The organism is Roseomonas sp. USHLN139, from assembly GCF_037145735.1.
Classification (GTDB): domain Bacteria; phylum Pseudomonadota; class Alphaproteobacteria; order Acetobacterales; family Acetobacteraceae; genus Pseudoroseomonas.
The window spans coordinates 540,542-564,818 of record NZ_JBBCWY010000002.1; the positions used below are offsets into that span (position 1 = coordinate 540,542).

Here is a 24,277-nt window from a genome sequence, read left to right on the forward strand (position 1 = left end):
TGGGCTGCGCGCCCCATGTCACGACTTCGGGAGAACGCCGTGCAGTACCAGCTGACCGAAGAGGACGATATTGTCGAAGGCACGGATCAGGCCGACACCGTGCTGCCCAATTTCGCGGGCTGGGATGTTTTCGGCTTCGACCGGGTCCGCACCTATGCTGGCGATGACTCAATTAATGTCTGGTCGAACCACCTCTTCATCGATGCCGGCAGCGGCAATGACCGCATCCTGGCCTATGTCGCGGCGCCCTACCCGGGAACCATCAACGAGATCCATGGCGGCAGCGGCAACGACAGCATCGAAATCTCAGGCAAAGCAGCCTTCGCGGTCTTCGGCGACAGTGGCAGCGACCGCATCATCATTACCCCGACCGTCGCCAGGGGGTCGCTAACCATCGATGGCGGCAGCGGCAACGACACCATCGAGCTCATCCAATGGTTCGGTGACGACACCAGCCCGGTCCAGTTCTCCGCCCAGAGCCTGACCTCGGTCGAGAACCTCGTCGCTAGCTGGATCGCCGAGGTGCCGACCGCCTTTCTCAACCAGTTCAAGACCGTTTCGGGCCAGATCATCGTGGCCGATACAGGCCTGCTGCACGGTGTCAACTTCCTCTCCGGCAGCATCTCGGTCCGGGTGGACGGCGCCAATATCGACCTGACCGGCTCGACGGGCGACATCACCGTCGATGCCACCTACTACTCGACAGAATCCGGCACGGTCTATCTGGTCGGCTCCGACCACCTGACCGGCGGTTCCGGCGATGACACGCTGCTGGGCGGCGCCAACCGGGATTTCCTGTCGGGCGGCCTCGGCGACGACGTCCTGGACGGCGGCAGCGGCGAGGATCGGCTGGATGGCGGCGAAGGCAGCGACACCGCCTCCTATCGCAACGCCTCCGCCGCCCTCCGGGTCGACCTGGCCGATCCCTCCCTGAACACAGGGGAAGCGAGAGGTGACGTCTTCATCGCCATCGAGAACCTGACGGGCGGCTCCGGCAACGACCGACTCTATGGCGACGGGGCTGCCAACCGGCTGGATGGCGGCGGCGGCACCAACATCCTGATGGGCCGCGGCGGCGACGACATCCTGCTGTCGAGGGGCTGGAACGACCAGCTTTTCGGCGGCGACGGCGACGATCTCCTGAGCCTTGGAGCACGCGGCACCTATGATGGCGGCGATGGGGTCGACACCCTCGACCTGAGCCGCCTCACGGCGGCGGCCACGGTCAATCTGGGGCTTGCGTCCATCACGGCGGGCGGCAGCAGCTACGGCACCATCGTCTCGATCGAGAATGTCATAGGCACCAGCGCCGCTGACACCCTGATCGGCGATGCGCTCGCCAACCGCCTGCATGGCGGCGCCGGTAACGACCGGATCGAGGGCGGCCTCGGTGACGACATCCTGTTCGGCGGTGACGGCGATGACTTCCTGATCGGTGGCGCCGGCCGCGACGTGCTGGATGGTGGCGCCGGGATCGACACCGTCTCCTACGCCGCCTCCTCGGCCCAGGTGCGCGTCGACCTGGAGAATGACCGGCAGAACAGCGGCGGCGACGCCCATGCCGACAACCTCAATTACATCGAGAACATCATCGGCTCGGCCTTCAACGACAGCCTGCGGGGTGATTCCGGCGCCAATCGGCTGGAGGGCGGCGCCGGCGACGATTCGCTGCGCGGGCGTGGCGGCGACGATGTCCTGATAGGGGGTGCCGGCGGCGACTATCTGCATGGCGGCGACGGCATCGACACTGTCTCCTATGCCGGTGCCACTTCCAAGGTGCGTGCCGACCTGCTGAACGGCAGCCGCAACAATCTGGGCGATGCCGCGGGAGACCGCTTCGTTGAGATCGAGAACCTCATCGGCTCGGCCTTCAACGACAGCCTCCGTGGTGACGACGGCGCCAACAGGATCGAAGGCGGCGCCGGCAGCGACGCGCTCAACGGCCGTGGCGGCAACGACGTCATTGTGGGGGGCGCCGGCGATGACCGCCTGCTCGGCGGCGACGGCGACGACCTGCTGATCGGCGGCGCCGGCAATGATCGCCTCTCCGGCGGCAGCGGCGCCGACATCTTCCGCATGAGCCGCGATCCCGGCACCGACATCGTCGTCGATTTCGAGGATGGCATCGACCGCTTCGACATCAGCGGCTTGGTGCGGAGCTTCGCCGCGCTCTTCATCGACAGCATCGACGCGGATGGCGACGGCGAGGTCGACGACGTGCTCGTCGACATGGGCAGCCGGAACTTCTTTGTGCTGGACACCGCCCGAGATGCCATTGGCGTCAGCGATTTCATTCTCTGATCGGACGGCGGCGGGGAGTGTCCTCGCCGCCCCCTACATCAAGCCTCAGAAAAACAGAGAAAAACCTTCTTCACCGCCACCGTGTTCTCCCAGGCGCAGGGCATGCCGCGCAGGATCAGGAAGCTCTCGCCCGCCTGGAAGGTGGTGGCCACGCCCTCCGGATCGGTGATGGTCACCGCGCCTTCCAGCAGCACCATCAGCTCGTCATGGCCGAAGGCGCTCGGCTGGCGGGCATAGGGGGTGGCGGCCCAGACGCCGAGCTCGAACTGCCCGGTGCTGTCCTCGAAGCTCATGCGCTTGACGCAGTGCGGCGCCGGCGTGGTCAGCAGCGCGGCGGAAGGACCGCCGCAGGGCTCGAGCGGCGCCGCCAGGTCGGGCCGCACCGGGGAGAGTGCCGCGCCGGCCGCCGGCGCCTCGCCGCGATAGGTGATGACCAGCAGCCGGGTGGCCGCGTCATTCCGCCACTGGCCGGCAAGACCACGCGGCAGCAGCACGGTCTCGCCGGGCGCGATGGTCGCGCCGTCCAGCGTCACCGCCCCGGCCTGCACCAGCAGGAAGACATGCCGGTCGAGCGCCGGAAGCCGGCCGTCGAAGGCGTCGAGCGTCGCCTCGGCCACCGCGTAGCCGTGCTCCGGCTGGTCGCGCAGCATCCGCCCGTCCGCCAGCGGCGCCGCCGGCAGCCAGTCCAGCGCGGCGAGCGGCAGGCCCTGCGCCGCCGGCCGGCGGAAATCGAGAAGCGAGGTGGTCAGGCTGGCGCTCACAGGCGGGATCCCCTTGGCAAGGCGCGGTCGTCGGCGGCAGCTTCCCCGAATTCACCGGGCGGCGATAGGGCAGCCGCGCCCGGTTGGCGCCGCTTGACAGGTATTCAGAAGTGTATTCAGTTTTGCGCCCAGCATGACGACCGAGGCCCCGCCCCTTCCCGCGCCACCCGCCGGCCGCTCCGCCGACCGTGTGCACGAGCAGGTCAAAGCCATGGCCGTCACCTACCGGCTGCGGCCGGGCGAGCGGGTCAATGAGGTCGAGCTGGCCCGGGCGCTGGGCGTCAGCCGCACGCCGCTGCGCGAGGCGCTGAACCGCCTCGCCGCCGAGGGCTTCCTGATCGCCACCGCCAATCGCGGCTACAGCGTGCGGCCGCTCGATCCGAAGCGGGTGCTGACCCTCTACGAATACCGCGCGATGCTCGAGGTCGGCGCGCTGCGCCTGGCGGCCGAGCGCGCGACGGAGGCGGAACTCGCCGCCCTGGAAGCCTTCGCCGAGCGCAGCCGCGACGAGCCGGATGACGACATCCAGGCGCTGCGCCTGCTCGCCCTGGACGAGCAGTTCCACGAGCGGCTGGCGCAGCTTTCCGACAATGAGGAGATGCTGCGCTCGCTGCGGTCGCTGAACGAGCGGGTGCGCTTCATCCGCTGGATCGACATGCGCAAGGGCCGCCGCCCGACGACCCAGCAGGAGCATCTGCAGATCGTCCGCCACCTGCGCGCCCGCGACGCCGAGGCGGCGGCGCGGCTGATGACCCGCCACATCACCCGCCGGCTGGAGGAGATCAGCGAGATGATCCGCGCCGGCTTCGCCGAGATCTACACCGACAATGCCCTGGCTGCCCAAGCCTTGGGTGACGTCGCCTGAGAAGGACGAGAAGAATGCGCGCTGTCTTCGTCGATGCCAATGCCACCCTGGGCGCCGTCGCCCAGCGCCTGCACCGCGCGGAGGACATGCCGCTGCAGGTCAATGTCCAGCCCGACATCACCTCGGAGCAGCTGCCGGCGCTGCTCGGCGATGCCGAGATCGCCATCGTCGACCACACCCACCTGCCGACCGACATTGCCAAGGCCTGCAAGGGCCTCAAGCATGTCGTCTTCCTCGGCACCGGCGCCCGCAGCTACATGAACCCCGAGGAGCTGGCGACTCTCGGCATCGAGGTGCATATCATCAAGGGCTATGGCGACACCGCCGTCGCCGAATGTGCCTTCGCGCTGATGTGGGCCGCCGCCAAGGGCTTCGCCCGCATGGATCGCGGGATGCGCGCCGGCCAGTGGCTGCGCACCGATGGCGTGCAGCTGACCGGCAAGACCGTGGGCCTGATCGGCTATGGTGGCATCGCCGCCGAGATGGCGCGCCTCTGCCGCGGTGCCGGCATGACGGTGCAGGCCTGGAACCGCTCGCCGAAGACGGCCGAGGGCGTCACCTTCACCGATCTCGACACGGTGCTGGCGACCAGCGACGTGCTCTCCGTCCACCTGCTGCTGAACGACGAAACGCGCGGCTTCCTCGGCGCCGACAAGCTCGCCAAGGTCAAGGACGGGGCCATCCTGATCAACACCGCCCGCGGCGCCGTGGTCGATGAGGCGGCGATGATCGCGGCGCTGGCCTCCGGCAAGCTGGCCCATGCCGGGCTCGACGTCTTCGACATCGAGCCGATGCCGGCCGGCCATCCGCTGACCCAGGTGGAGAACGTCACCCTCTCGGCGCACTCCGCCTTCCGCACGCCGGAAGCCTCCGACAATCTGTTCGAGGCCGCGCTGCAGCATTGCCGCAGGATCGAAGGCAAGTAAGAAAGGGTGGGGGGAGGTATCCCCCCACGCCCCCTTCTATTTTTGTCGGAAAGAAAAGCCACAGATGACCGATATCAGCAGGCTCGACCAGAACGCCCGTCGCTCCCGCGCGGTCATCCACGGCAACACCATCTATCTCGCCGGCCATACCGCGGATGACCGCAGCCAGGACGTCACCGGCCAGACCAAGCAGGTGCTGGCCAAGATCGACGAGATGCTGGCAGCAAGCGGCAGCGACAAGTCGAAGCTGCTGAACATCACCATCTGGCTGGCCGACATGGCGGATTTTGCCGCGATGAACGCCGTCTATGACGCCTGGGTGGTGCCGGGCCACACGCCGGCCCGCTGCTGCGGGGCGGTAACCCTCGCCCTGCCCGACATCCGCGTCGAGATCATGGCGGTCGCGGCCCGCTGATGCGCCACGTCGCCGTCATCGGCGCCGGCATCGAGGGCGCCGCCAGCGCGCTCGAGCTGCTGCGCGCCGGGCATCGTGTCACCCTGCTCGACCCCGGCGAGCCGGGCGGCGACCAGGCGGCCAGCTTCGGCAATGCCGGCTGGCTCTCCTCCATGTCGGTGATCCCGCCGAGCAGCCCGGGCCTGTGGAAGCAGGTGCCCGGCTTCCTGCGCGATCCGCTCGGGCCGCTGGCGATCCGCTGGTCCTATCTGCCCCGCGTGCTGCCCTGGCTGACCCGCTACCTGCTGGCCGGCTGGACCGAGCCGCGCGTGCTGGCGATCGCGCAGAAGCTGCGGCCGCTGCTCAAGGATTCGCCGCAGCTGCACGCGGCGCTGGCCGCCGAGGCCGGTGTCGCGCATCTGATCGAGCAGCGCGGGCTGATGCACGCCTATCCGTCGCGCGCCGCCTTCGAGCGCGAGGCCATGGGCTGGCGCATCCGCCGCCAGGTCGGCATCAGCTGGACCGAGCTGGAGGCGGAGGCGCTGCACGCGCTGGAGCCGCATCTCGACCCGTCCTACAAATTCGCCGTGCTGATCGAGGAGGCCGGCCGCTGCCTCGATCCCGGCCGCTATGTCGCGGCGCTGGTCGCGCAGGCCGAGCGGCAGGGCGCCACCCGCCGCCGCGTCGCCGCCAGCGGCTTCCGCATCCACGCGCAGCAGCTGCAGGCGGTGGAGCTGGCCGATGGCACCTCGCTCGATTGCGACGCGGCGGTGATCTGCGCCGGCGCGCGGTCGAAGCCGCTGGCGGCGCGCGCCGGCGACTTCGTGCCGCTGGAGACCGAGCGCGGCTACCACGTCATGTTCCACGGCGCCAACAGCGGGCCGCGTCACTCGATCAACCTGTCCAGCGCCAAGATGGTGGTCAACCCGATGCAGGACGGGCTGCGCGCCGCCGGCCAGGTGGAGATCGCCGGGCTGGAGGCGGCGCCGAACTGGCAGCGGGCCGAAATTCTCCGCGACCACCTGCAGAAGAGCTTCCCCGGCCTGCCCAACCCCTATCCGGCCGAGCGCCTCACCACCTGGCTCGGCCACCGGCCCAGCATGCCGGACGGCATGCCCTGCCTCGGCCCGTCCAGCGCCTCGCCCGATATCGTGCTGGCCTTCGGCCATGGCCATGTCGGGCTGGTCGCCGGTCCGCGCACCGGCCGCATCGTCGCCCAGCTGGTCTCCGGCCTGGCGCCGGAGATCGCCATCGACGCCTTCTCGCCGCGCCGCTTCCGCTGAAGCGGCGCGTGGAACTTCCGACCGCACAAAGCGGCGGCGACCAGACACGGATCACGAGGCTCACTCCCCGCAAAGGCTCCGCATGTCCCTGACACGACGTCTTCTCTCCTGGCTGGCCGGGGGCGCCGGGCTGGCGCTCGCCGCCGCCATCCCGCCGGCGGCGGCGCAGTCCACCGGCTCGGCGACGCTGGATGCCATCCGCGCCCGCGGCGCGCTGGTCTGCGGCACCTCGGCCGATCTGCCGGGCTTCGCCATGCTCGACCAGAAGGGCGAGTATACCGGCCTCTATACCGATTTCTGCCGCGCCCTGGCGGCGGCGGCGCTGGGCGATGCCACCAAGGTGCGCTTCGTCACCACCACCTATGCCAACCGCCTGACGGCGCTGCAATCGGGGGAGATCGACATCCTCTCCTCCAACACCACCTGGACGCAGCCGCGCGAGGCGGCGCTCGGGCTGATGTTCACCGGCGTGCTGTTCTATGACGGCCAGGGCTTCCTGGTGTCGAAGAAGCTCGGCGTGAAGTCGATCCGCGAGCTCGACGGCGCCAGCGTCTGCGTGCAGCCCGGCACCACCACCGAGAAGAACCTGGCCGACCATTTCCGCGCCAATGGCATGCGGCTCAACCCCGTCGTCATCGAGAGCGTCGAGGAGATCCGCAACGCCATGATCGCCGGGCGCTGCGATGCCTTCACCGTCGGCACCTCGACGCTGGCCGCCTTCCGTGCCGGGCTGGGCAGCCGCGCCGATGATTTCGTCGTGCTGCCCGAGCTGATCAGCAAGGAGCCGCTCGGCCCCGTGGTGCGCAAGGGCGATGACCGCTTCTTCGACCTGGTGCGCTGGACGCAATACGCCATGACGCTGGCCGAGGAGTTCGGCATCACCCGCCAGAACCTCGCGCAGCGGATGGACGATCCGCAGCCGGACGTGCAACGGCTGCTCGGCCGCAGCGGCGATTTCGGCAAGGACATGGGGGTGAACGCCGCCTGGGCGGCCAACATCATCCGCCAGGTCGGCAATTATGCCGAGATCTGGGACCGCAACGTGGCGCCGATGGGCCTGCCGCGCGGCCGCAACGCGCTCTACACCCAGGGCGGGCTGCACTACGCCCCGCCGATCCGCTGAGACGGGACCGCGACCGATGCAGAACTCCCCGCGCCGTGGCGTGGCCCGTGGCGGCAAGGCGATCTATGGCGCGCCGCTCGGCATCCTGATGCTGGAGGCGCGCTTCCCGCGCATCGCCGGCGACATGGGCAATGGCACCACCTGGCCCTTCCCGGTGCTCTATCGCGTGGTGCGCGGCGCCAGCCCGGAGAAGGTCGTCCTCAACGGCGCCAACGGGCTGCTGCAGGATTTCCTCGACGCGGCGCAGGACCTGGTCAGCCAGGGCGCCGAGGCGATCACCACCAATTGCGGCTTTCTCTCGCTGTTCCAGAAGGAGCTGGCGGCGCATGTCGGCGTGCCGGTGGCGACCAGCAGCCTGATGCAGGTGCCCTGGGTGCAGTCGATGCTGCCGCCCGGCCGCCGGGTCGGCCTGCTGACGGTGAGCGGCGCCACCCTGACCCCGCGCCATCTTGAGGCCGCCGGTGTCCCGCTGGACATCCCGGTCGAGGGCACCGAGCGCGGCCAGGAGTTCTTCCGCGTGCTGATCAGGGCGGAGAAGGACGACATGGATGTCGACCTGGCCGAGCAGGACATCCTCGAGGCCGGCCGCCGGCTGGTCGCCCGGCATCCGGAGGTTGGCGCGATCGTGCTCGAATGCACCAACATGCCCCCCTACGCCGCCGCCCTGCAGCGTGAGCTTGGAATACCTGTCTATGACATCTATTCGATGATCACCTATTTCCACGCCGGCCTGCGCCCGCGGGCTTTCTGAAAGAAATAGAAGGGGGATTCGGGGGAATACTTTCCCCCGATCTTTCTTTTCATGCTTGCCTAGCGTGGTGCCCGGCTTTGGCGCTATGCTCGACGAATCATGCTCGAAATCGTCATCGTTGTGGCGCTGATCCTCCTCAATGGCATCTTTGCCTTGTCGGAGCTTTCGGTGGTGTCGTCGCGTCCGCGGCGCCTGCAGGTCCTGGCCGATGAGGGCCGCCCCGGCGCCCGCGCGGCCCTGGCGCTCCTCGAGGAGCCGGGCCGCTTCCTCTCCACCGTGCAGATCGGCATCACGCTGGTCGGCATCCTGGCCGGCGCCTTCTCGGGCGAGGCGCTGGGCGGCCGGCTGACCGCCTGGCTGCAGGAACAGGGCGTCTCGCCCGGCGTGGCCGGCCCCCTGGGCTTCGGCCTGGTGATCGTCGTCATCACCTATCTCTCCATCGTCATCGGCGAGCTGGTGCCGAAGCGCTTCGCGCTGCGCAGCCCGGAGACCCTGGCCTGCCTGGTCGCCCCCGGCATGCGGCTGCTGGCCCGGGTGGGCACGCCGGTCGCCTGGCTGCTGGACGCCTCGGTCGGGCTGGTCTTCCGCCTGCTGGGCGTCGGCCCGGAGCAGGCCGCGGTGGTGACCGACGAGGAAATCCGCTCGGTGGTCGCCGAGGCCGAGGGCTCGGGCACCATCGAGGCGGCCGAGCGGCACCTGATCGCCGGCGTCATGCGCCTGGGCGACCGCCCGGTGCGCGGCGTCATGACCCCGCGCACCGAGGTCGACTGGCTGGATCTCGCCGCCGGCGAGGAGCGCATCCGCGAGCTGCTGATGACCACCCAGCATTCCCGCCTGCCGGTGGGCGAGGGCAGCACGGATGCCATGCTGGGCGTCGTCCAGACCCGCCAGCTGCTGGCCCAGGTGCTGTCCGGCAAGCCGCTCGACGTCCGCCAGCATGTGCAGCCGGCGCCGGTCATTCCCGACACGGCGGATGCGCTGGACGCGCTCTCGGTGCTGCGCGAGGCGGCGGTGCCGATGGCGCTGGTGCATGACGAATACGGCCATTTCGAGGGTGTGGTGACCCCGGCCGACCTGCTGGAGACCATCGCCGGCGCCTTCCGCGCCGATGCCGACACCGACGAGCCCGCCGCCGTGCAGCGCGAGGACGGCTCCTGGCTGCTGGCCGGCTGGCTGGCGGCCGACGAGATGGCCGAGCACCTGTCGATCCGCCTGCCGGCCGAGCGCGACTACCAGACCCTGGCCGGCTACCTGCTGCAGGCCTTTGGCCGGCTGCCGCGCACCGGCGAGCATATCGAGCTGGACGCCTGGCGCTTCGAGGTGGTCGACCTGGACGGGCACCGCATCGACAAGGTCCTGGCGCAGCCGGCCAAGGCGGCGATCGAGCTGCACCGGGTGGCGCGCGGCCGCTGACCGGCCGCGCCGGGGCTAGAGCGCGATGGCTTGACGTGGAATCACCGAAAAGCCTGAATCGCGCGATCCAACAAAGGGCTAGAGCGGATTGCCTGCGTCCTTCCGCAGGCCATCCGCTCTAGAGCCAGCCGGCCTTCCTGAAGCGGCGGTAGAGGAAGAGAATGGCCCCGGCGATCACCAGCAGCACCGCCGGATAGCCATAGCGCCATTTCAGCTCCGGCATGTTCTCGAAATTCATGCCGTAGAGGCCGGCAATGGCGGTTGGCACCGCCAGGATGGCGGCCCAGGCCGCCAGCTTCCGCGTCGTGTCGTTCTGCTGCATCTGGCCGATCATCAGCCCGGCCTCGAAGGCGAAGGCCAGGCTTTCGCGCAGCGCGGCGAACCATTCCACCAGCCGCTGCGCCCGGTCGGCCACCTCGCCGAAATAGGGCCGCGCCTGGGCGTCGATCGAGGGGCTCTCCACCCGCGACAGCCGCCGGCAGATCTCGGCGAGCGGCGAGATGGCGTTGTGGATGCGCAGCAGGTCGCGCCGCATGCGGTAGAGCCGGCGGATGTCGAGCTGCGTCGCGCCATGCAGCACCAGCCGCTGCTCCATCTGCTCGACGCCGCCCTCCATCGCCGTGGCCACGGCGACGAACTGGTCGGCCAGGAAGTCGAGCAGCTCGGTCGCGATGAAATCCGGGCCGCGCGCCAGCAGCTCGGGCGCCGCTTCCAGCCGCTGGCGCAGCGGCCGGTAGGCACAGAGCGGGCCGCGCCGCAGCGTCAGCAGGAAATCCTCGCCCAGGATCAGCGTCAGTTCGCCGAATTGCGGCAGATGGTCCTCGATGCCGATGGTGATGGCCACCACCAGCATGACGCCCTCGTACTCGATCACCTTGGGGCGGCGATGCGGCAGGGCCAGCTCCTCGACCACCTGCCGGTCGAGGCCGAGCTGGCCGGCCACCTGGTGCAGCAGCGCCGCATCCGGGTCGCGCAGGCCGATCCAGGTCAGCACCCCCGGCTGGCCGAGATGGCTGCCCAGCGCCTCGGGCGGCAGCTCGGCCAGGCGGTGGCCGTCGCGATAGGCGACGGCCGCGGTGATGCCCGGCGGCGGCAGCACGGCAGGGGAATGCGGAAGATCCATAGGGCGGCAGCCTGCGCGGAGGGGGGGCGGAGCCATGGCAGCGGCCGGCCCGGGCGGTCAACGCCACCAGGCCGGCGGGGCTGCAGCCTGTCCGCGAATTAAGCCGGGCCGATCACAATCGGCGCGGAAGGCGGCGCTGGCCATGGATTGGTCAGGAATCCAGGGCCAGATGGGCGCCATGCCCCCCCGCCTGCCCGCCGCTCTTCCCCGTCTCGCCCTTCCCCGGCTCGCCCTTCCCCGGCTCACCCTGCCGCTTCTCGCCGTGCCCCTCCTCGCCCTGTGCTTCGCCAGGCCGGTCCTGGCGCAGGGCGCCGAGGACTGGCCGCGCTGCACCCGCGCCATCGCCGCCGCCGAGCCGGCCTCGGGCATCCCGCCCGGGCTGCTGGGCGCCATCGCCCTGGTCGAGAGCGGCCAGCGCAATCCGGCGACCGGCGCCCCCACCCCCTGGCCCTGGTCCTACAACGTCAATGGCGAGAGCCATTCGCCGCCCAGCAAGGCGGCGGCGGTGGCCGAGGTGGCGGCGCTGCAGGCGCGCGGCATCCGCTCGATCGATGTCGGCTGCATGCAGGTCAATTTGCTGCACCACCCGACCGCCTTCGCCACCCTGGACGAGGCCTTCGACCCGCCGGCCAACCTTCGCTACGCCATCCGCTTCCTGAAGGAGCTGCAGGGACGGACCGGCGACTGGGGCGCGGCCATTGCCCGCTACCATTCCGGCGAGGCGGAGCGCGGCGCCGCCTATCAGCGCCGCGTCACCCTGGCGCGGATGGGGGCGGCCTGGAACAGCGGCGGCGGGGTGCCGCTGCCCGGCAATCTGGCGCGCGATATCTGCGCCCCCGGCCTGACGCCCACCCTGCTGATCGGCGGCCGGGCCGAGGCGCGCCGCTTCCTGACCCCCGAGGCGCGCCGCGCCGGCCGCCCGCCGCCGCTGGTGCGCACCGCGGCGGCACGGCCGCGGATCGCCTGCCTGCGGCCGGCCGGGCGGCGCTGAGCCGCCGGAGCCGCGCGCCGCCTCACCCCTCCGCGAATTGCAGCGCCGCCAGCCGGGCATAGAGGCCGCCCTCGGCCATCAGCGCCTCGTGCCGGCCGGTGGCGACGATGCGGCCCTGGTCGAGCACCACGATGCGATCGGCATTGCGCACGGTGGCCAGCCGGTGCGCCACCACCAGCGTGGTGCGGCCGCGCGACAGCTCGGCCAGCGCCTGCTGCACCAACTGCTCGGAGCGGGCGTCGAGCGCGCTGGTGGCCTCGTCCAGCAGCAGCAGCGCCGGGTCGCGCAGGATGGCGCGGGCGATGGCGATGCGCTGCCGCTGCCCGCCCGAGAGCGTCACCCCCTTGGCGCCGAGATGCGTCGCCATGCCCTGCGGCAGGGCGTCGATGAACTCTTCCGCGGCGGCCGCGCGGGCGGCGGCGCGGATTTCCTCCGCTGTCGCCTCGGGGCGGCCGAAGGCGATGTTGGTGGCGACATCGGCGCTGAAGATCACCGGGTCCTGCGGCACCAGCCCGATCCGCGCCCGCAAGGCCAGCGGGTCCAGCCGGGCGATGTCGACGCCGTCGAACAGGATCCGCCCCGCTTGCGGGTCGTGGAAGCGCAGCAGCAGCTGAAAGATGGTGGTCTTGCCGGCGCCGGAAGGGCCGACGAAGGCCACCGTCTCGCCCGGCTCGATCACCAGGTTCATGCCGGACAAGGCCGACTGTCCCGGCCGCGTCGGATAGCTGAAAGACAGATTGTCGAAGTGCAGGCGGCCCTCGGCGCGGGCCGGCAGCGACAGGGGCTGCGCGGGGGCGGCGATATCCGGCGCCACCGCCAGGATCTCTGCCAGGCGGTCGGCGGCGGCCGCGGCGCGCTGCACCTCGCCCCACAACTCGCTGACCGCCGCCCCCGACGAAGCCAGCATCACCGCGTAGAAGACGAAGGCGGACAGCTCGCCGCCGGTCATCCGCCCGGCCACCACGTCATGGCCGCCGACCCAGAGCGACAGGGTGATGGCGCCGAAGCCGAGCAGGATGACGACCAGGATCAGCGCCGCGCGGCTGAGGATGCGGCGGCGGGCGGCGGCGACCGAGGCCTCGGCGGCGGCGGCGAAGCGCGCCTCGGTGGCGCGTTCCTGGGTGAAGGCCTGCAGGGTGCGCAGTCCGTTCAGGCTTTCCTCGGCCATGGCACCGAGATCGGCGACCCGCTCCTGCGCCAGCTTGGACAGCGCGCGTTCCCGCCGGCCGAACAGGATCAGCGGCCCGACCACCAGCGGCACCACCACGGCGACCAGGGCCGCCAGCTTCGGACTGGTCGCCACCAGCAGGGCGAAGGCGCCGACCGCGGTCAGCGCCGAGCGCAGCCCCATCGAGATGGCGCTGCCGATCAGCGATTGCAGCAGGGCAATGTCGGCGGTCAGCCGCGACAGCAGGTCGCCGGTGCGCGCCGTCTCGTACCAGCCGGGCGAGAGGCGCAGCAGATGGTTGAAGACGGCGCTGCGCAAGTCGGCCGAGACCCGCTCGCCCAGCCAGGTGACCAGGTAGAAGCGCGCCGCGCTGGCCAGGGCCAGACCGGTGATGACGGCGAAGATGGCCAGCGCCGCCTGGTCCAGCACCGCCGCCCCGCCGCCGCCGAAGCCGCCATCGATCAGGTGGCGCAGCCCCTGGCCGAGGCCGAGCGTCAGCCCGGCCGCCGTCAGCAGCGCCGCCGCGGCGCCGAGCGCGCGGGCGCGGTAGGGCCGCAGGAAGGGCAGCAGCAGCCGCAGCGACAGCAGCCCGGCGGGCGGGCGGGCCGGGGCGCTGGAGGAAGGTTCGGACAAGATGGGCGGCACTCCGGCGGGCGCGACCAGGAGCCTGGCCGTGGGGGCTTGGTATCTGGGGCAGGCATGGTCATGCTGCCAGCCATCCCCCGCGTCAAAAGAGGGGTCCTGATGCATTGCCGGAGAAACGCCGAATGACCACCCTGCCCCGCCGCGCCCTGGCCCCGCTGGCCGCCGCGCTGCTCGCCGCCCCCGCGCTGGTGCGCGCCGACACCTTTCCCAGCAAGCCGATCCGCATCGTGGTGCCCTATGCCCCCGGCGGCACCACCGACATCGCCGCCCGCCTGCTGGGCGAGCAGCTGGGCAAGCGCCTGGGCCAGTCGGTGGTGATCGAGAACAAGCCCGGCGCCAACAGCATCATCGGCGCCGGCAGCGTCGCCAGCAGCCCGGGCGACGGCTATTCCCTGGTCATGGTGATCGGCGCGCATGCGGCCAATGCGACGCTGTTCGCCGGCCGGCTGCCCTTCGATCCGGTGAAGGATTTCGCGCCGGTCTCGCATGTGGTCTCGGCGCCGCTGATCCTGGCCGGCAGCGGCAAGTCGTCGGTGAAGTCGGTCGCCGAGCTGCTCGACGCCGCGCGGAAAAATCCGGGCGGGCTGAACTACGGCTCCAGCGGCGTCGGCGCGGCGGCGCACCTGACCATGGAGGATCTGCAGGCGCGCACCGGCACGCGGATGACCCATGTGCCCTATCGCGGCACCCAGCCGGCGCTGCAGGACCTGCTGGCCGGCAATATCGCCGCCATGTTCGACACCTATTCGACGCTGAAGCCGCAGATCGATGCCGGCAGCATCCGCGCGCTCGGCATATCGAGCGCCGCCCGCGCCCGCTTCGCCCCGGCGATCCCGACCTTCGCCGAGGCCGGCATCGCGGATTTCGTCTCCTCCACCTGGTGCCTGCTGCTGGCGCCCGCCGCGACGCCGGCGCCGATCGTGCAGCGTCTGTCGCAGGAAAGCGCCGCCATCGTCCGCGATCCCGCCATGGCGGCGAAGCTGGAGGCGATGGGCTTCGAGGTGGTCGGCAGCGACCCGGCGCAGGCGGCAGGCTTCCTGCAGTCCGAGATCGACCGCTGGGGCAAGGTGATCCGCGCCGCCAATGTCCAGGTGGAATAGGCGCTAGGCCGGGAATTCCGGCAGCGACCGCGCCAGCCGCCGCAGCGCCGCCAGCAGCAGCAGGGCGGCGCGCGGCGGCTGCGCCTGGCGCGGCAGCAGGGCCAGCGCGCTGACCAGCGGCGCCGGCCGCAGCACCAGCCGCGCCACGCCATGGTCGCGCGCCTCCAGCAGCAGGAAGGGATCGGTCACCGCCACGCCGATCCCGCTGCGCGCCATGGCGGCGGCGAGCGAGGATTGCGTCACCTCGAGCGCGATGCGCCGCGGCACCCCGGCCTCGCGAAAGGCCTGCTCCACCAAGTGGCCGAGCGGCAGGCTGCGGCTGAAGGAGATCAGCGGGAAGTCGGCCAGATCGCGCGGGCTGACCACGCCGCGCCCGGCCAGCGGATGGTCGCGCGCCACCACGGCGACCAGGGGGCCGCGCGCCAGCTCGATGCGGCGCAGCTCCGGCTCGCCCACCGGGGTCAGCGCCAGGCCGAGATCCACCCGCTCCCGCTGCACCGCATCGATCACGCCGGGATTGTCCATGGTGTGCACGACCAGCTGCAGCCGTGGCCGGGCGCGGCGCAGCAGCGCCAGCGCTGGCGGCAGCAGGTTGTCGGCGAGCGTCGGCGTGGCGGCGATCTGCACCGAGCCGACGCTGCTGTCGCGCAGGTCTTCCACCAGCCGGTTCAACCGCTCGACCCCCTCGAACACGCGGTCGAGGTCGCCGAGCAGCAGCCGGGTCTCCGGCGTCGGCTGCAGCCGGCCCTGGCGGCGGCGGAACAGCGGGAAGCCGGCGAGCGCCGCGCCGTCGCGCAGCAGCATGCTGACCGCCGGCTGCGAGATGCCGAGCTGCGCCGCCGCCAACGTCACCGAGCCATGCCGGCTGACGGCGCGGATCACCTCATACTGGCGGAAAGAAAGCGGCATCAGCTAAGCTTATACAGAAATAAGTCCTGCACAATTGAGCTTATCTTCGTCGCTGCCTAGCCTCCTCTCAGCGCGCCGCAGAGCGCGCCGCCACAGGAGGAGCCGTCGCGCGGATGAAGATCACCGCCATCGAGAGCCAGGTCGTGTCGCTGCCCTTCGACATGGGCGGGCCGTATCAGCGCTTCGCCGGGCAGCTCTGGGACCGGATGCAGATCCTGCTGGTCCGGGTGGAGACCGAGGACGGTCTGGTCGGCTGGGGCGAGGCCTTCGGCCATGCCGCCATCCCGGCGACGCGGGCGGCGCTCGATTCCATCGTCGCGCCGCTGATGCTGGGGCGTGATTCCGGCGACATCCAGCGGGCCCGGCGCGAGGTGCTGCACGGCACGCATCTGCTCGGCCGCAACGGGCCCTTCACCTATGCCTTCTCCGGCGTCGAGATCGCGCTGTGGGACATCCTCGGCAAGCGCTGCGGCCAGCCGATCTGGCGGCTGCTGGGCGGCTCGGCGCCGGAGAGGCTGCCGGCCTATGCCTCGCTGCTGCATTACGGCGATGACGCGCTGGTCGCGAAGAACTGCGCGGCGGCGGCGGCCGCGGGATACCGGTCGCTGAAGCTGCACGAGGTGACCCGCGCCTCGGTGCTGGCGGCGCAGCAGGCGGCGCCCGGGGCGGCGATCATGCTGGACGTCAATTGCGCCTGGACGCCGCAGCCGGCCGAGCGCATGGCCCGCTCGCTTGCCGATGAAGGGCTGCGCTGGCTGGAGGAACCCGTCTGGCCGCCCGAGGACGCCCAGAGCCTGGCCCGGCTGCGGCAGTTCGGCATCCCGCTGGCGGCCGGCGAGAATGTCGCCGGGCTGTTCGCCTTCAAGGCGCTGATCGAGGCGGATGCCATCGACGTCGCCCAGCCCAGCGTCACCAAGATCGGCGGCATCGGCGAGATGCTGGATGTCATCCGCCTCTGCCGCGCCGAGGGGGTCGAGCTGGTGCCGCACTGCCCCTATTTCGGTCCCGGCTTCATCGCGACCCTGCATGTCGCCGCGGCGATGCTGGAGGAGCCGATGATCGAGGTCCTCTGGCTGGAGATGGAAGCCAACCCCTTCGATCCCTGGGTGCGGGTGAAGGACGGCATGGTCCCGGTGCCGCGCGGCCCCGGCCTGGGCTGCGATCCCGATCCGGCGGTGCTGGCGCGCTATGCCGATGGCGCTGTTGTGCGGAGCGCCCTGTGATGAAGGTCACCGCGGTCGAGACGCGCGTCGTCCAGCTGCCCCTGGAAGAACCCATCGGCAGCGCGCTCGGAGAGATCCGTGGCTTCGGCTGCATCCTGGTCACGCTCCGCACCGACCAGGGCATCTCTGGGGAGAACCTGATCTTCACGCTGAACGACCGGCGCACCGCCGTGCTGCGCGCCATGGTCGATGCCCTGGCCGATGTGATCGTCGGTCATGACGCCAGCATGATCGGCGAATTCTGGGCGCGCGCCTGGAAGGAGATCAACTTCCTCGGCCACAAGGGCGTCAGCGTCGTCGGCATCTCGGCGATCGATGGCGCGCTGTGGGATGCGGCGGGGAAGGCGGCGAACCTGCCGATCCACCGCATGCTGGGCGGCGCGCAGTCGCGCGTGCCGGCCTATCACAGCGGCGGGCTCTGGCTGTCACGCAGCATCCCGGAGCTGGTCGCCGAGGCCGAGGGTTTTCTCAAAGCCGGCTTCACCGCGATGAAGATGCGGCTCGGCCTCGGGCTGGAGGAAGACCTGAAGCGGGTGGCCGCGGTCCGCGCCGCCATCGGCCCGGACATCAAGCTGATGGCCGACGCCAACCAGGGCATGACCGAGGCCGCCGCCATCCGCCTCGGCCGCGGCCTGGAAGAGCACCAGCTGACCTGGTTCGAGGAACCGCTGCCGGCCTGGGATGTCGAGGGCCTGGCCCGCGTCGCCGCCGCGCTCGACACGCCGATCGCCAGCGGCGAGACCGACTATACCCGCTACGGCTTCCGCCGGATGATCGAGCTGCGCTCGGCCGATGTGCTGATGCCCGACCTGCAGCGCGTCGGCGGCGTCAGCGAGTTCATCCGCGTCGGCCATTTGGCCGCGGCGCATGACCTGCCGGTCTCCAGCCACCTCTTCCCCGAGACCAGCGCCCAGCTGCTCGGCGCGCTGAGCAATGCCAGCTTCCTGGAATACATGCCCTGGTTCTCGCCGCTCTACCGCGAGCGGCTGGAATTCAGGGACGGCGCGGTGGTGGTGCCGGACCGGCCCGGCTGGGGCTTCACCTTCGACGAGGACTACATCGCCCGGCTCTAGCCCGGGCGGCACGGCGTGACGGCTTTTTCACGGGCCGGCCCGCCCGGCTTCTGCCTCAATGCCAGGCTTCTGCAGCAATGACGGACCAGGCGCCCGCGGCAAGACGGGGCCGGACCGATGGGAGGAACAGGATGCGCATCACCCGCCGCGATCTCACGCGCGCCACGCTCGCCGGCCTTGCGGCCACGCCGCTCGCCAGGCCGGCCCTGGCGCAGACGGAGGCCATCCGCATCGGCTGGCTGGCCGCCATGACCGGGCCGAGCTCGGCGCCGGCGATCGGCTTCAACCGCGGCGTGCTCTTCGCCGCCAATGCGCTGAACGCCGATGGCGGCGTCAAGGGCCGCAAGATCGAGATCATCACCCGCGACACCCAGGGCGATCCCACCAAGGCGGTGAACGCCACGCAGGAGATGATCAGCCAGGCCAAGGTGCATGCCGTCTGGGGCCCGACCAATTCCGGTGAATCGCTGGCGGTGACGGCGATCATGGCGCGCGCCAAGATGCCCAACATCCACCCCTGCGTGGTCGACCAGCTGATCGACACCAAGCGCTATCCCAACGCCTTCCGCACCGCGCCCTCGAACGGGCAGTGGGATGATGCGGTGCGCGCCTATTGCCTGAACGTGCTGAAGGTGCGGAAGGTCGCGGTGATCGGCGACACCACCGGCTATGGCGTCAGTGCGCTGAAGGCCTCGGTCGCCGCCTTCCAGAAGGACGGTGCCGAGGTGGTCTATCAGGCCAATATCGACGCCACCCAGCCCGACATGACGCCCGACATGCTGCGCGCCCGCAATGCCGGGACAGAGGCGATCATCATCTGGAGCGTCTCCACCGGCATGGAGGCGCGGCTGTTCAACACCCGCGGCAACATGGGCTGGGACGTGCCCTTCGTCGGCCACCCCTCGATGGCCTCGGGCGAGATCGGCCGGCTGCTCAGCCGCCCGTCCAACTGGGACAAGGTCTATGCCATCGGCTACAAGAGCTGCAGCTACGGCGCCGACGGCAACCTGCCGGCGAAGAGCCAGGAGCTGGTCAGCCGGCTGCAGGGCAAGGTGGCGCTGGATGACACGCTGCTTTGGTGGGTGGCGGCCGGCGTCGATGCGGTGAACCTGATCGCCGGCGCGGTGGAGGCGACCGGCTCGTCCTCCAGCGAGGCGATCATCCGCCACTGGAATTCGCTCACGAAGCATGCCGGCTATTTCGGCACCTACAGCTTCACGCCCGACGAGCACAACGGCTATCCCACGGAAGAAGTGGTGATGTCGGCGGCGAACACGGCGAAGCACGGCGCCTTCGCCCTCGCCCCGGGCTACGGCTGAGCGACGGGGGCGCGGGCAGCATGCTGGCCTCCATCCTCGCCTCGGGCCTGGCGGTCGGCGCGATCTATGCGCTGATCGGCATCACCTACAACACCATGTTCGCCACCTCGCGGGTGATGAGCTTCACGGCGGGCCAGCTCGGCATGCTGGGCGGCGTCTTCGGTTCGCTCTTCATCCTGCAGTTCCAGCTGCCGGTGCTGCCCGGGCTGGTGCTGACCCTGCTGGCGGCAGCGGCGATCGGCGTGGTGACCGAATTCGTCGCCGTCCGGCCGGTGCTGAAAAGCCTGGACCAGCATCTCTACGTGCTCTCGACCCTGGCGCTGGCCCTGATGATCCAGCAGGTCACCGCCATCGAATGGAGCACCGAGCCCCGCCCCTTCCCGCGCCTGCTCGAGCTCGGCGCGGCGCATGGGCCGTGGGACCAGAAATACTGGCTGCCGGTGGTCGCCTGCGCGGTGACCATCCTGGGGCTCGAATACCTCTACAAGCACACGCTCGTCGGCCGCGCCTTCGTCGCCGTCGCCGAGGACAATTTCGCCGCCCGCGCGCTCGGCCTGCCCGAGCGCAACCTGCGCGTCGCCAGCTATGCCCTGGCCGGCGCCATCGGCGCGCTGGCCGGCTTCTCCGGCGGCCAGCTTCTCCTGGCCTTCTTCGCCAACGGGCCGCTGCTGAATTTCTACGGCTTCATCCCGGTGGCACTGGGCGGGCTGGGGAACAATCGTGGTGCCGTCATCGGCGGGCTGGCGCTGGGACTGTTCCAGCAGGCGGCCAACTTCACGGTGGGGGGCATCTTCTCCAGCGTTGCGGTCTTCACCCTGTTCATCGTCATCCTGCTGGCGGCGCCGCAAGGCCTGTTCGGCGCAGCGCCGCAGCGGAGGGTGTGATGGACAGCGCCAAGCCTGCCACCGCCGCCTTCGAGCCGCTGCCCGCCCCGCGCGCCGGCCTGCTGCCGCGCGCCGTGCTGCCCTTCCTCGGCATCCTGGTGCTGGCCCTGCTGCTGCCCTTCTCGGGCAACGACTACTGGGCGCTGATCGCGACGCGGGCCGCCATCTACTGGATCCTGGTCGCCGGGCTGAACCTGGTGGTCGGCTTCGCCGGCCAGCTGGCCATCGGCTATGTCTCGCTGCTGACGCTCGGCGCCTATACCGCCAGCGTCCTGGCCAGCGGCAATGTCCTGCCCGAGATCCCGGCCTTCCTGGCGCTGGCGGTCGCGGCTTGCGTCGGCGCGGTCTTCGGCCTGGTGGTCGGGCTGCCGGCGCTGCGGCTGCGCACCTTCTACTTCGCCATGACCACGCTGGGCTTCGCCACCATCGTCACCCAGGTGGCGCTGGCCTGGCAGGATGTGACGGGGGGTGGCATCGGCATCACGGGCCCGGCCATGCCCGCCCCCTTCGACACCGCCTGGTCGTTCTTCTACCTGTGCCTCGGCCTGGCGGCGGTCGTCACCTGGATGACCGGGAACATCGCGCGCAGCCGCTTCGGGCGAGGCCTGATCGCCCTGCGCGACGCCGAGGTCGCGGCCGAGGCCAGCGGCATCTCCAAGCCCGCCCTGCTCATCAGCACCTTCCTCTTCGCCGGTGCCTGCGCCGGTTTCGCCGGCGGGCTCTTCGCCGGGCTGCAGACCTACATCACTCCGGACGCCTTCACCTTCGAGCTGTCGCTGCTGTTCTTCATCGCCGTCCTCATCGGCGGCCGCGGCTCGATCCTGGGGCCGATGCTGGGCACCATCCTGCTGACCCTGCTGCCCGAGATCGCGGCGCCGCTCGCCGCCTGGTCGACCTTCCTCTACGCCTTCCTGCTGCTGGTCATCGTGCTGGCCATGCCGGGCGGCATCGCTTCCCTGCTCGACTTCGCCGGGCGCCGCCCGCTGCCGGCACATCGCGCCATCCTGCCGCGCGCCGCCGCGCTGGAGGCGCTGCTGCCGGCGCGGCCGGATGCGGCGCCGCTCGGCCTGTCGGGCATCGAGCTGCGCTTTGGCGGGGTGCGCGCCATCGACGGCGTCGACCTCGAGGTGCGGCCGGGCCAGGTGCACGGGCTGATCGGCCCGAACGGCTCGGGCAAGACCACCACGCTGAACGTCATCTGCGGCTATTACGAGCCGCAGCAGGGCCGCATGGCGCTCGGCAGCGCGCCGTTGCCGGCCGGCCTGCCGCAGCGGCGCGCCGGGCTCGGCATCGCCCGCACCTTCCAGACGCCGCGCATCATCGGCGAGGCGACGGTGCTGCAGAACGTCATGGTCGGCGGCAGCATCCAGGGTTCCTCCTCCTTCCTGGCCACGCTGCTCGCCTTGCCGAAATCGCGGGCGGAAGAGCGGCGGATCGCCGACCAGGCGCGGCTCGCCTTGGCCGCGGTCGGGCTGGAGGGGCTGGCGGAAGCGCGCGCCGACCGGCTGCAGCACAGCGAGCTGCGCTTCGTCGAGATCGCCCGCGCGCTGATGCTGCGCCCCGCCTTTCTGCTGCTCGACGAGCCCGCCGCCGGGCTGTCGGCCGAGGAGATCCGCCGGCTCGGTGCGCTGATCCAGGCGGTGGCGCGGCAGGGCACCGGCGTGCTGCTGGTCGAGCACCATGCCGACCTGATCTTCGACATCTGCAACCACATCACCGTGCTGAACCTGGGCAAGGTGCTGGCCAGCGGCACCCCGGCCGATATCCGCAGCCACAAGGAGGTGGTCAGTGCCTATCTCGGCGCCTGAATCCCTGCTGGTCGTCGACCGGCTCGAGGCCGGCTACGGCAAGATCGGCGTGCTGCACGGCGTCGAGATGACGATCGCTGCCGGCGAGGTCATCGCCCTGCTCGGCCCGAACGGCGCCGGCAAAACCAGCCTGCTGCGCGCGCTCTCCGGCCTGCTGCCCTGGTCGGGCGGCAGCGCCGCCTTCGCCGGGCGCGACCTGCGCGGCCTTGGGCCACGCGAGGCGGCGCGGCTCGGGCTGGTGCATGTCATCGAGGGGCACCGCGTCTTCACCCAGGTCTCGGTCGCCGACAACCTGCTGCTGGCCGGCTACGACCTGCCGCGCGCCGACCGGATGCGCCGCGTCGAGGAGGCCTTCGCCTTCTTCCCGGAGATCGCGGCGAAACGCGCCGAGAAGGGCGGCGCGCTGTCCGGCGGCCAGCAGCAGATGCTGGCCGTGGCCCAGGGCCTGGTGCGGCAGCCGAAGCTGCTGATGCTCGACGAGCCCTCGGCCGGGCTGTCGCCGGTCCTGGTCGACCGGGTGCTCGGCGTGGTGCGCACCCTGCGCGAGCGTGGCACCGCCGTGCTGCTGGTCGAGCAGCTGATCGAGAAGGCGCTCTCGGTCGCCGACCGCGTCTATGCCCTGGCCCAGGGCCGCATCGTGCTCGAGGCCAGCGCCCGCGAGGCCGACCTGCCGCACCGGCTGGAACGCGCTTACTTCGGCGCCGAGGCCAGGGCGCCGCTCGACGCCTGAGCGGGAACCCGCGTCGCCGCCAGCAGGGCGGCGACGGCGATGACGAAGATGCCCCAGAAGGTCCAGTGCAGCGCGCCGGACAGGGCGGCGGTCACCGCCGGCTCGGCGCGCGCCAGCTCCGGCCGGTCGAGCATCTCGCGGATGCGATCGAAGGAGACGCCGCTGCCGGCGAGGCCAAGGTTCAGCACGCCGCCCAGCACCGTGGCGCCCAGCGTGCTGCCCAGGTTGCGCGAGAAGACGCTGGAGGCGGTGGCCGCGCCCCGCTCGGCCCAGCCGACGCTGCTCTGGATCAGCACGATGGCCGAGGTGGTCAGGAAGCCCATGCCCAGTCCGATCACCAGCGAGCCGCTGCCGGCCAGCAGTGGCGAGCTGGCGGGCGTCAGCAGCAGGAAGGGCACGGCGCCGAGCGGCAGCAGCGCCGCGCCGAACAGCAGCGTGCGGCGCAGGCCGAAGCGCGGGAAGACGCGGCTGGCGACGGTGGCGCCGATCGGCCAGCCCAGCACCATCACCGTCAGCGCGAAGCCGGCGACCAGCGCCGAGCGGCCCATCACCCCCTGCACATACATCGGCAGGAAGGTGGAGAGGCCGATGACGCTCATGCCGCTCAGCAGCGTCGCCAGGTTGGCGGTCGCGATCGGCCGCCGCCGCCACAGCGCGAAGGAGATGATCGGGTCGCGCGCCCGGCGCTGCTGGACGATGAAAGCGGCCGCCGCGACGGCGAAGATCGCGGCCGCCAGCAGCATCGGCGCCAGGGCGCCGTTGCCGAGCTCGGTGACGGCCACCATCAGCGCGGCGATGCCGATGGCGAAGAGGGTGGCGCCGGCGATGTCGACATGGCGCTGGGCGGTGGCCACGCGCTCGTGCAGGAAGGTGACGAACAGCGCCGCCGAGACCAGCCCGACCGGGATGTTGATCCAGAAGATCCAGGCCCAGCTCATGTGCTGGATGATCAGCCCGCCGGCCAGCGGCCCGACAACCGAGGAAAAACCCCAGACGCTGGCCAGGTAGCCCTGCACCTTGGCGCGCTCGGCGCCCGGGTAGAGGTCGCCCACCACGGTCAGGCAGACCGGCTGGATGGCGCCGGCGCCGACGCCCTGCAGCAGGCGGAAGCCGATCAGCGCCGGGATCGACCAGGCCATGCCGCAGAGCGCCGATCCCACCAGGAAGATGGCGATCCCGGCCAGCAGCACCGGCTTGCGGCCGAACAGGTCGGCCAGCTTGCCAAAGACCATGGTCATCGCCGTCTGGCTGAGCAGGAAGCCGGCGAAGACCCAGGAATAGAGGTGCAGGTCGCCCAGCTGTGCCGCGATCTGCGGCATGGCGGTCGAGACGATGGTGGCCTCGACGGCGATCATGAACATGGCGGCGCAGACGGCCGCCAGGATGAGGGGGCGCCGCAGGGCAGGCCGCGCCGGCAATGTCTCGGACATTCTTCTGCGTTAACGGCTTTCGGCCTCGGCGGAAACCGGCGCTCGCCTTGCTTCTGC

General features: G+C 70.9%; 21 protein-coding genes. 16 read left to right on the forward strand and 5 right to left on the reverse strand.

Going from position 1 to position 24,277, the window contains the following annotated elements; genetic code table 11:
* Positions 1-39: 39 nt before the first annotated feature.
* Positions 40-2,301, forward strand: coding sequence for a calcium-binding protein (locus tag WFI16_RS09675; RefSeq protein WP_419897618.1), 2,262 nt, complete (start codon positions 40-42; stop codon positions 2,299-2,301).
* A gap of 38 nt (positions 2,302-2,339) precedes the next feature.
* Here WFI16_RS09675 and WFI16_RS09680 read toward each other — a convergent pair whose 3' ends face one another.
* Entirely contained in the window at positions 2,340-3,062 is a 723-nt protein-coding gene (locus tag WFI16_RS09680) for a cupin domain-containing protein (RefSeq protein WP_419897619.1), read from the reverse strand.
* A gap of 133 nt (positions 3,063-3,195) precedes the next feature.
* Here WFI16_RS09680 and WFI16_RS09685 point away from each other — a divergent pair, with 133 nt between their 5' ends.
* The 7 genes from WFI16_RS09685 (at position 3,196) to WFI16_RS09715 (ending at position 9,817) form a co-directional block, all read left to right on the forward strand.
* Positions 3,196-3,927 carry a GntR family transcriptional regulator gene (locus tag WFI16_RS09685; RefSeq protein WP_419897620.1) on the forward strand — a complete coding sequence of 244 codons (732 nt, stop codon included), beginning with the start codon at positions 3,196-3,198 and terminating at the stop codon, positions 3,925-3,927.
* A gap of 14 nt (positions 3,928-3,941) precedes the next feature.
* On the forward strand, positions 3,942-4,853 hold the full coding sequence (locus WFI16_RS09690; RefSeq protein ID WP_419897621.1) for an NAD(P)-dependent oxidoreductase: 912 nt from the start codon (positions 3,942-3,944) through the stop codon (positions 4,851-4,853).
* A gap of 64 nt (positions 4,854-4,917) precedes the next feature.
* Complete coding sequence (locus WFI16_RS09695) at positions 4,918-5,268, forward strand: RidA family protein (protein ID WP_419897622.1); 351 nt, start codon at positions 4,918-4,920, stop codon at positions 5,266-5,268.
* Positions 5,268-6,530, forward strand: coding sequence for an NAD(P)/FAD-dependent oxidoreductase (locus WFI16_RS09700; protein WP_419897623.1), 1,263 nt, complete (start codon positions 5,268-5,270; stop codon positions 6,528-6,530). Before WFI16_RS09695 ends, WFI16_RS09700 begins: the two co-directional genes overlap by 1 nt.
* An 82-nt stretch (positions 6,531-6,612) precedes the next feature.
* On the forward strand, positions 6,613-7,653 hold the full coding sequence (locus tag WFI16_RS09705; protein ID WP_419897624.1) for an amino acid ABC transporter substrate-binding protein: 1,041 nt from the start codon (positions 6,613-6,615) through the stop codon (positions 7,651-7,653).
* A gap of 16 nt (positions 7,654-7,669) precedes the next feature.
* Complete coding sequence (locus WFI16_RS09710; RefSeq protein ID WP_419897625.1) at positions 7,670-8,404, forward strand: aspartate/glutamate racemase family protein; 735 nt, start codon at positions 7,670-7,672, stop codon at positions 8,402-8,404.
* Positions 8,405-8,503: 99 nt separating this feature from the next.
* Entirely contained in the window at positions 8,504-9,817 is a 1,314-nt protein-coding gene (locus tag WFI16_RS09715) for a hemolysin family protein (protein ID WP_419897626.1), read from the forward strand.
* Positions 9,818-9,935: 118 nt separating this feature from the next.
* Here the strand turns inward: WFI16_RS09715 and WFI16_RS09720 are convergent, their stop codons facing one another.
* Positions 9,936-10,940, reverse strand: a complete 1,005-nt coding sequence (locus WFI16_RS09720; protein ID WP_419897627.1) for a magnesium and cobalt transport protein CorA — start codon at positions 10,938-10,940, stop codon at positions 9,936-9,938.
* Positions 10,941-11,109: 169 nt separating this feature from the next.
* Between WFI16_RS09720 and WFI16_RS09725 the strand changes: the two genes are divergently transcribed.
* Entirely contained in the window at positions 11,110-11,931 is an 822-nt protein-coding gene (locus WFI16_RS09725; protein WP_419897628.1) for a lytic transglycosylase domain-containing protein, read from the forward strand.
* A gap of 22 nt (positions 11,932-11,953) precedes the next feature.
* Here the strand turns inward: WFI16_RS09725 and WFI16_RS09730 are convergent, their stop codons facing one another.
* Positions 11,954-13,732, reverse strand: coding sequence for an ABC transporter transmembrane domain-containing protein (locus tag WFI16_RS09730; protein ID WP_419897629.1), 1,779 nt, complete (start codon positions 13,730-13,732; stop codon positions 11,954-11,956).
* Positions 13,733-13,866: 134 nt separating this feature from the next.
* Between WFI16_RS09730 and WFI16_RS09735 the strand changes: the two genes are divergently transcribed.
* Positions 13,867-14,844 carry a tripartite tricarboxylate transporter substrate binding protein gene (locus tag WFI16_RS09735; RefSeq protein WP_419897630.1) on the forward strand — a complete coding sequence of 326 codons (978 nt, stop codon included), beginning with the start codon at positions 13,867-13,869 and terminating at the stop codon, positions 14,842-14,844.
* Between the two features lie 3 nt (positions 14,845-14,847).
* On the opposite strand, the gene WFI16_RS09740 is transcribed toward WFI16_RS09735, so the two are convergent.
* Positions 14,848-15,753 (reverse strand): LysR family transcriptional regulator, encoded by a 906-nt coding sequence (locus WFI16_RS09740; protein WP_419897631.1) that lies wholly within the window; start codon positions 15,751-15,753, stop codon positions 14,848-14,850.
* Positions 15,754-15,866: 113 nt separating this feature from the next.
* On the opposite strand from WFI16_RS09740, the gene WFI16_RS09745 reads away from it, so the two are divergent.
* The 6 genes from WFI16_RS09745 (at position 15,867) to WFI16_RS09770 (ending at position 22,790) form a co-directional block, all read left to right on the forward strand.
* Entirely contained in the window at positions 15,867-16,976 is a 1,110-nt protein-coding gene (locus WFI16_RS09745) for a mandelate racemase/muconate lactonizing enzyme family protein (RefSeq protein WP_419897632.1), read from the forward strand.
* Positions 16,976-18,049 (forward strand): mandelate racemase/muconate lactonizing enzyme family protein, encoded by a 1,074-nt coding sequence (locus WFI16_RS09750; protein ID WP_419897633.1) that lies wholly within the window; start codon positions 16,976-16,978, stop codon positions 18,047-18,049. The genes WFI16_RS09745 and WFI16_RS09750 overlap by 1 nt, the downstream gene beginning before the upstream one ends.
* A 131-nt stretch (positions 18,050-18,180) precedes the next feature.
* Positions 18,181-19,368: an ABC transporter substrate-binding protein gene (locus tag WFI16_RS09755; protein ID WP_419897634.1), complete on the forward strand. Its 1,188-nt coding sequence runs from the start codon at positions 18,181-18,183 to the stop codon at positions 19,366-19,368.
* A 20-nt stretch (positions 19,369-19,388) separates the two neighbouring features.
* Positions 19,389-20,252: a branched-chain amino acid ABC transporter permease gene (locus WFI16_RS09760; RefSeq protein WP_419897635.1), complete on the forward strand. Its 864-nt coding sequence runs from the start codon at positions 19,389-19,391 to the stop codon at positions 20,250-20,252.
* Positions 20,252-22,060 carry a branched-chain amino acid ABC transporter ATP-binding protein/permease gene (locus tag WFI16_RS09765; protein ID WP_419897636.1) on the forward strand — a complete coding sequence of 603 codons (1,809 nt, stop codon included), beginning with the start codon at positions 20,252-20,254 and terminating at the stop codon, positions 22,058-22,060. Before WFI16_RS09760 ends, WFI16_RS09765 begins: the two co-directional genes overlap by 1 nt.
* A complete protein-coding gene (locus WFI16_RS09770) occupies positions 22,041-22,790 on the forward strand; it encodes an ABC transporter ATP-binding protein (RefSeq protein ID WP_419897637.1) in 750 nt (249 codons plus the stop codon). Before WFI16_RS09765 ends, WFI16_RS09770 begins: the two co-directional genes overlap by 20 nt.
* On the opposite strand, the gene WFI16_RS09775 is transcribed toward WFI16_RS09770, so the two are convergent.
* Positions 22,751-24,220 carry an MDR family MFS transporter gene (locus WFI16_RS09775; RefSeq protein ID WP_419897638.1) on the reverse strand — a complete coding sequence of 490 codons (1,470 nt, stop codon included), beginning with the start codon at positions 24,218-24,220 and terminating at the stop codon, positions 22,751-22,753. The genes WFI16_RS09770 and WFI16_RS09775 overlap by 40 nt on opposite strands.
* Between the last annotated feature and the right edge of the window lie 57 nt (positions 24,221-24,277).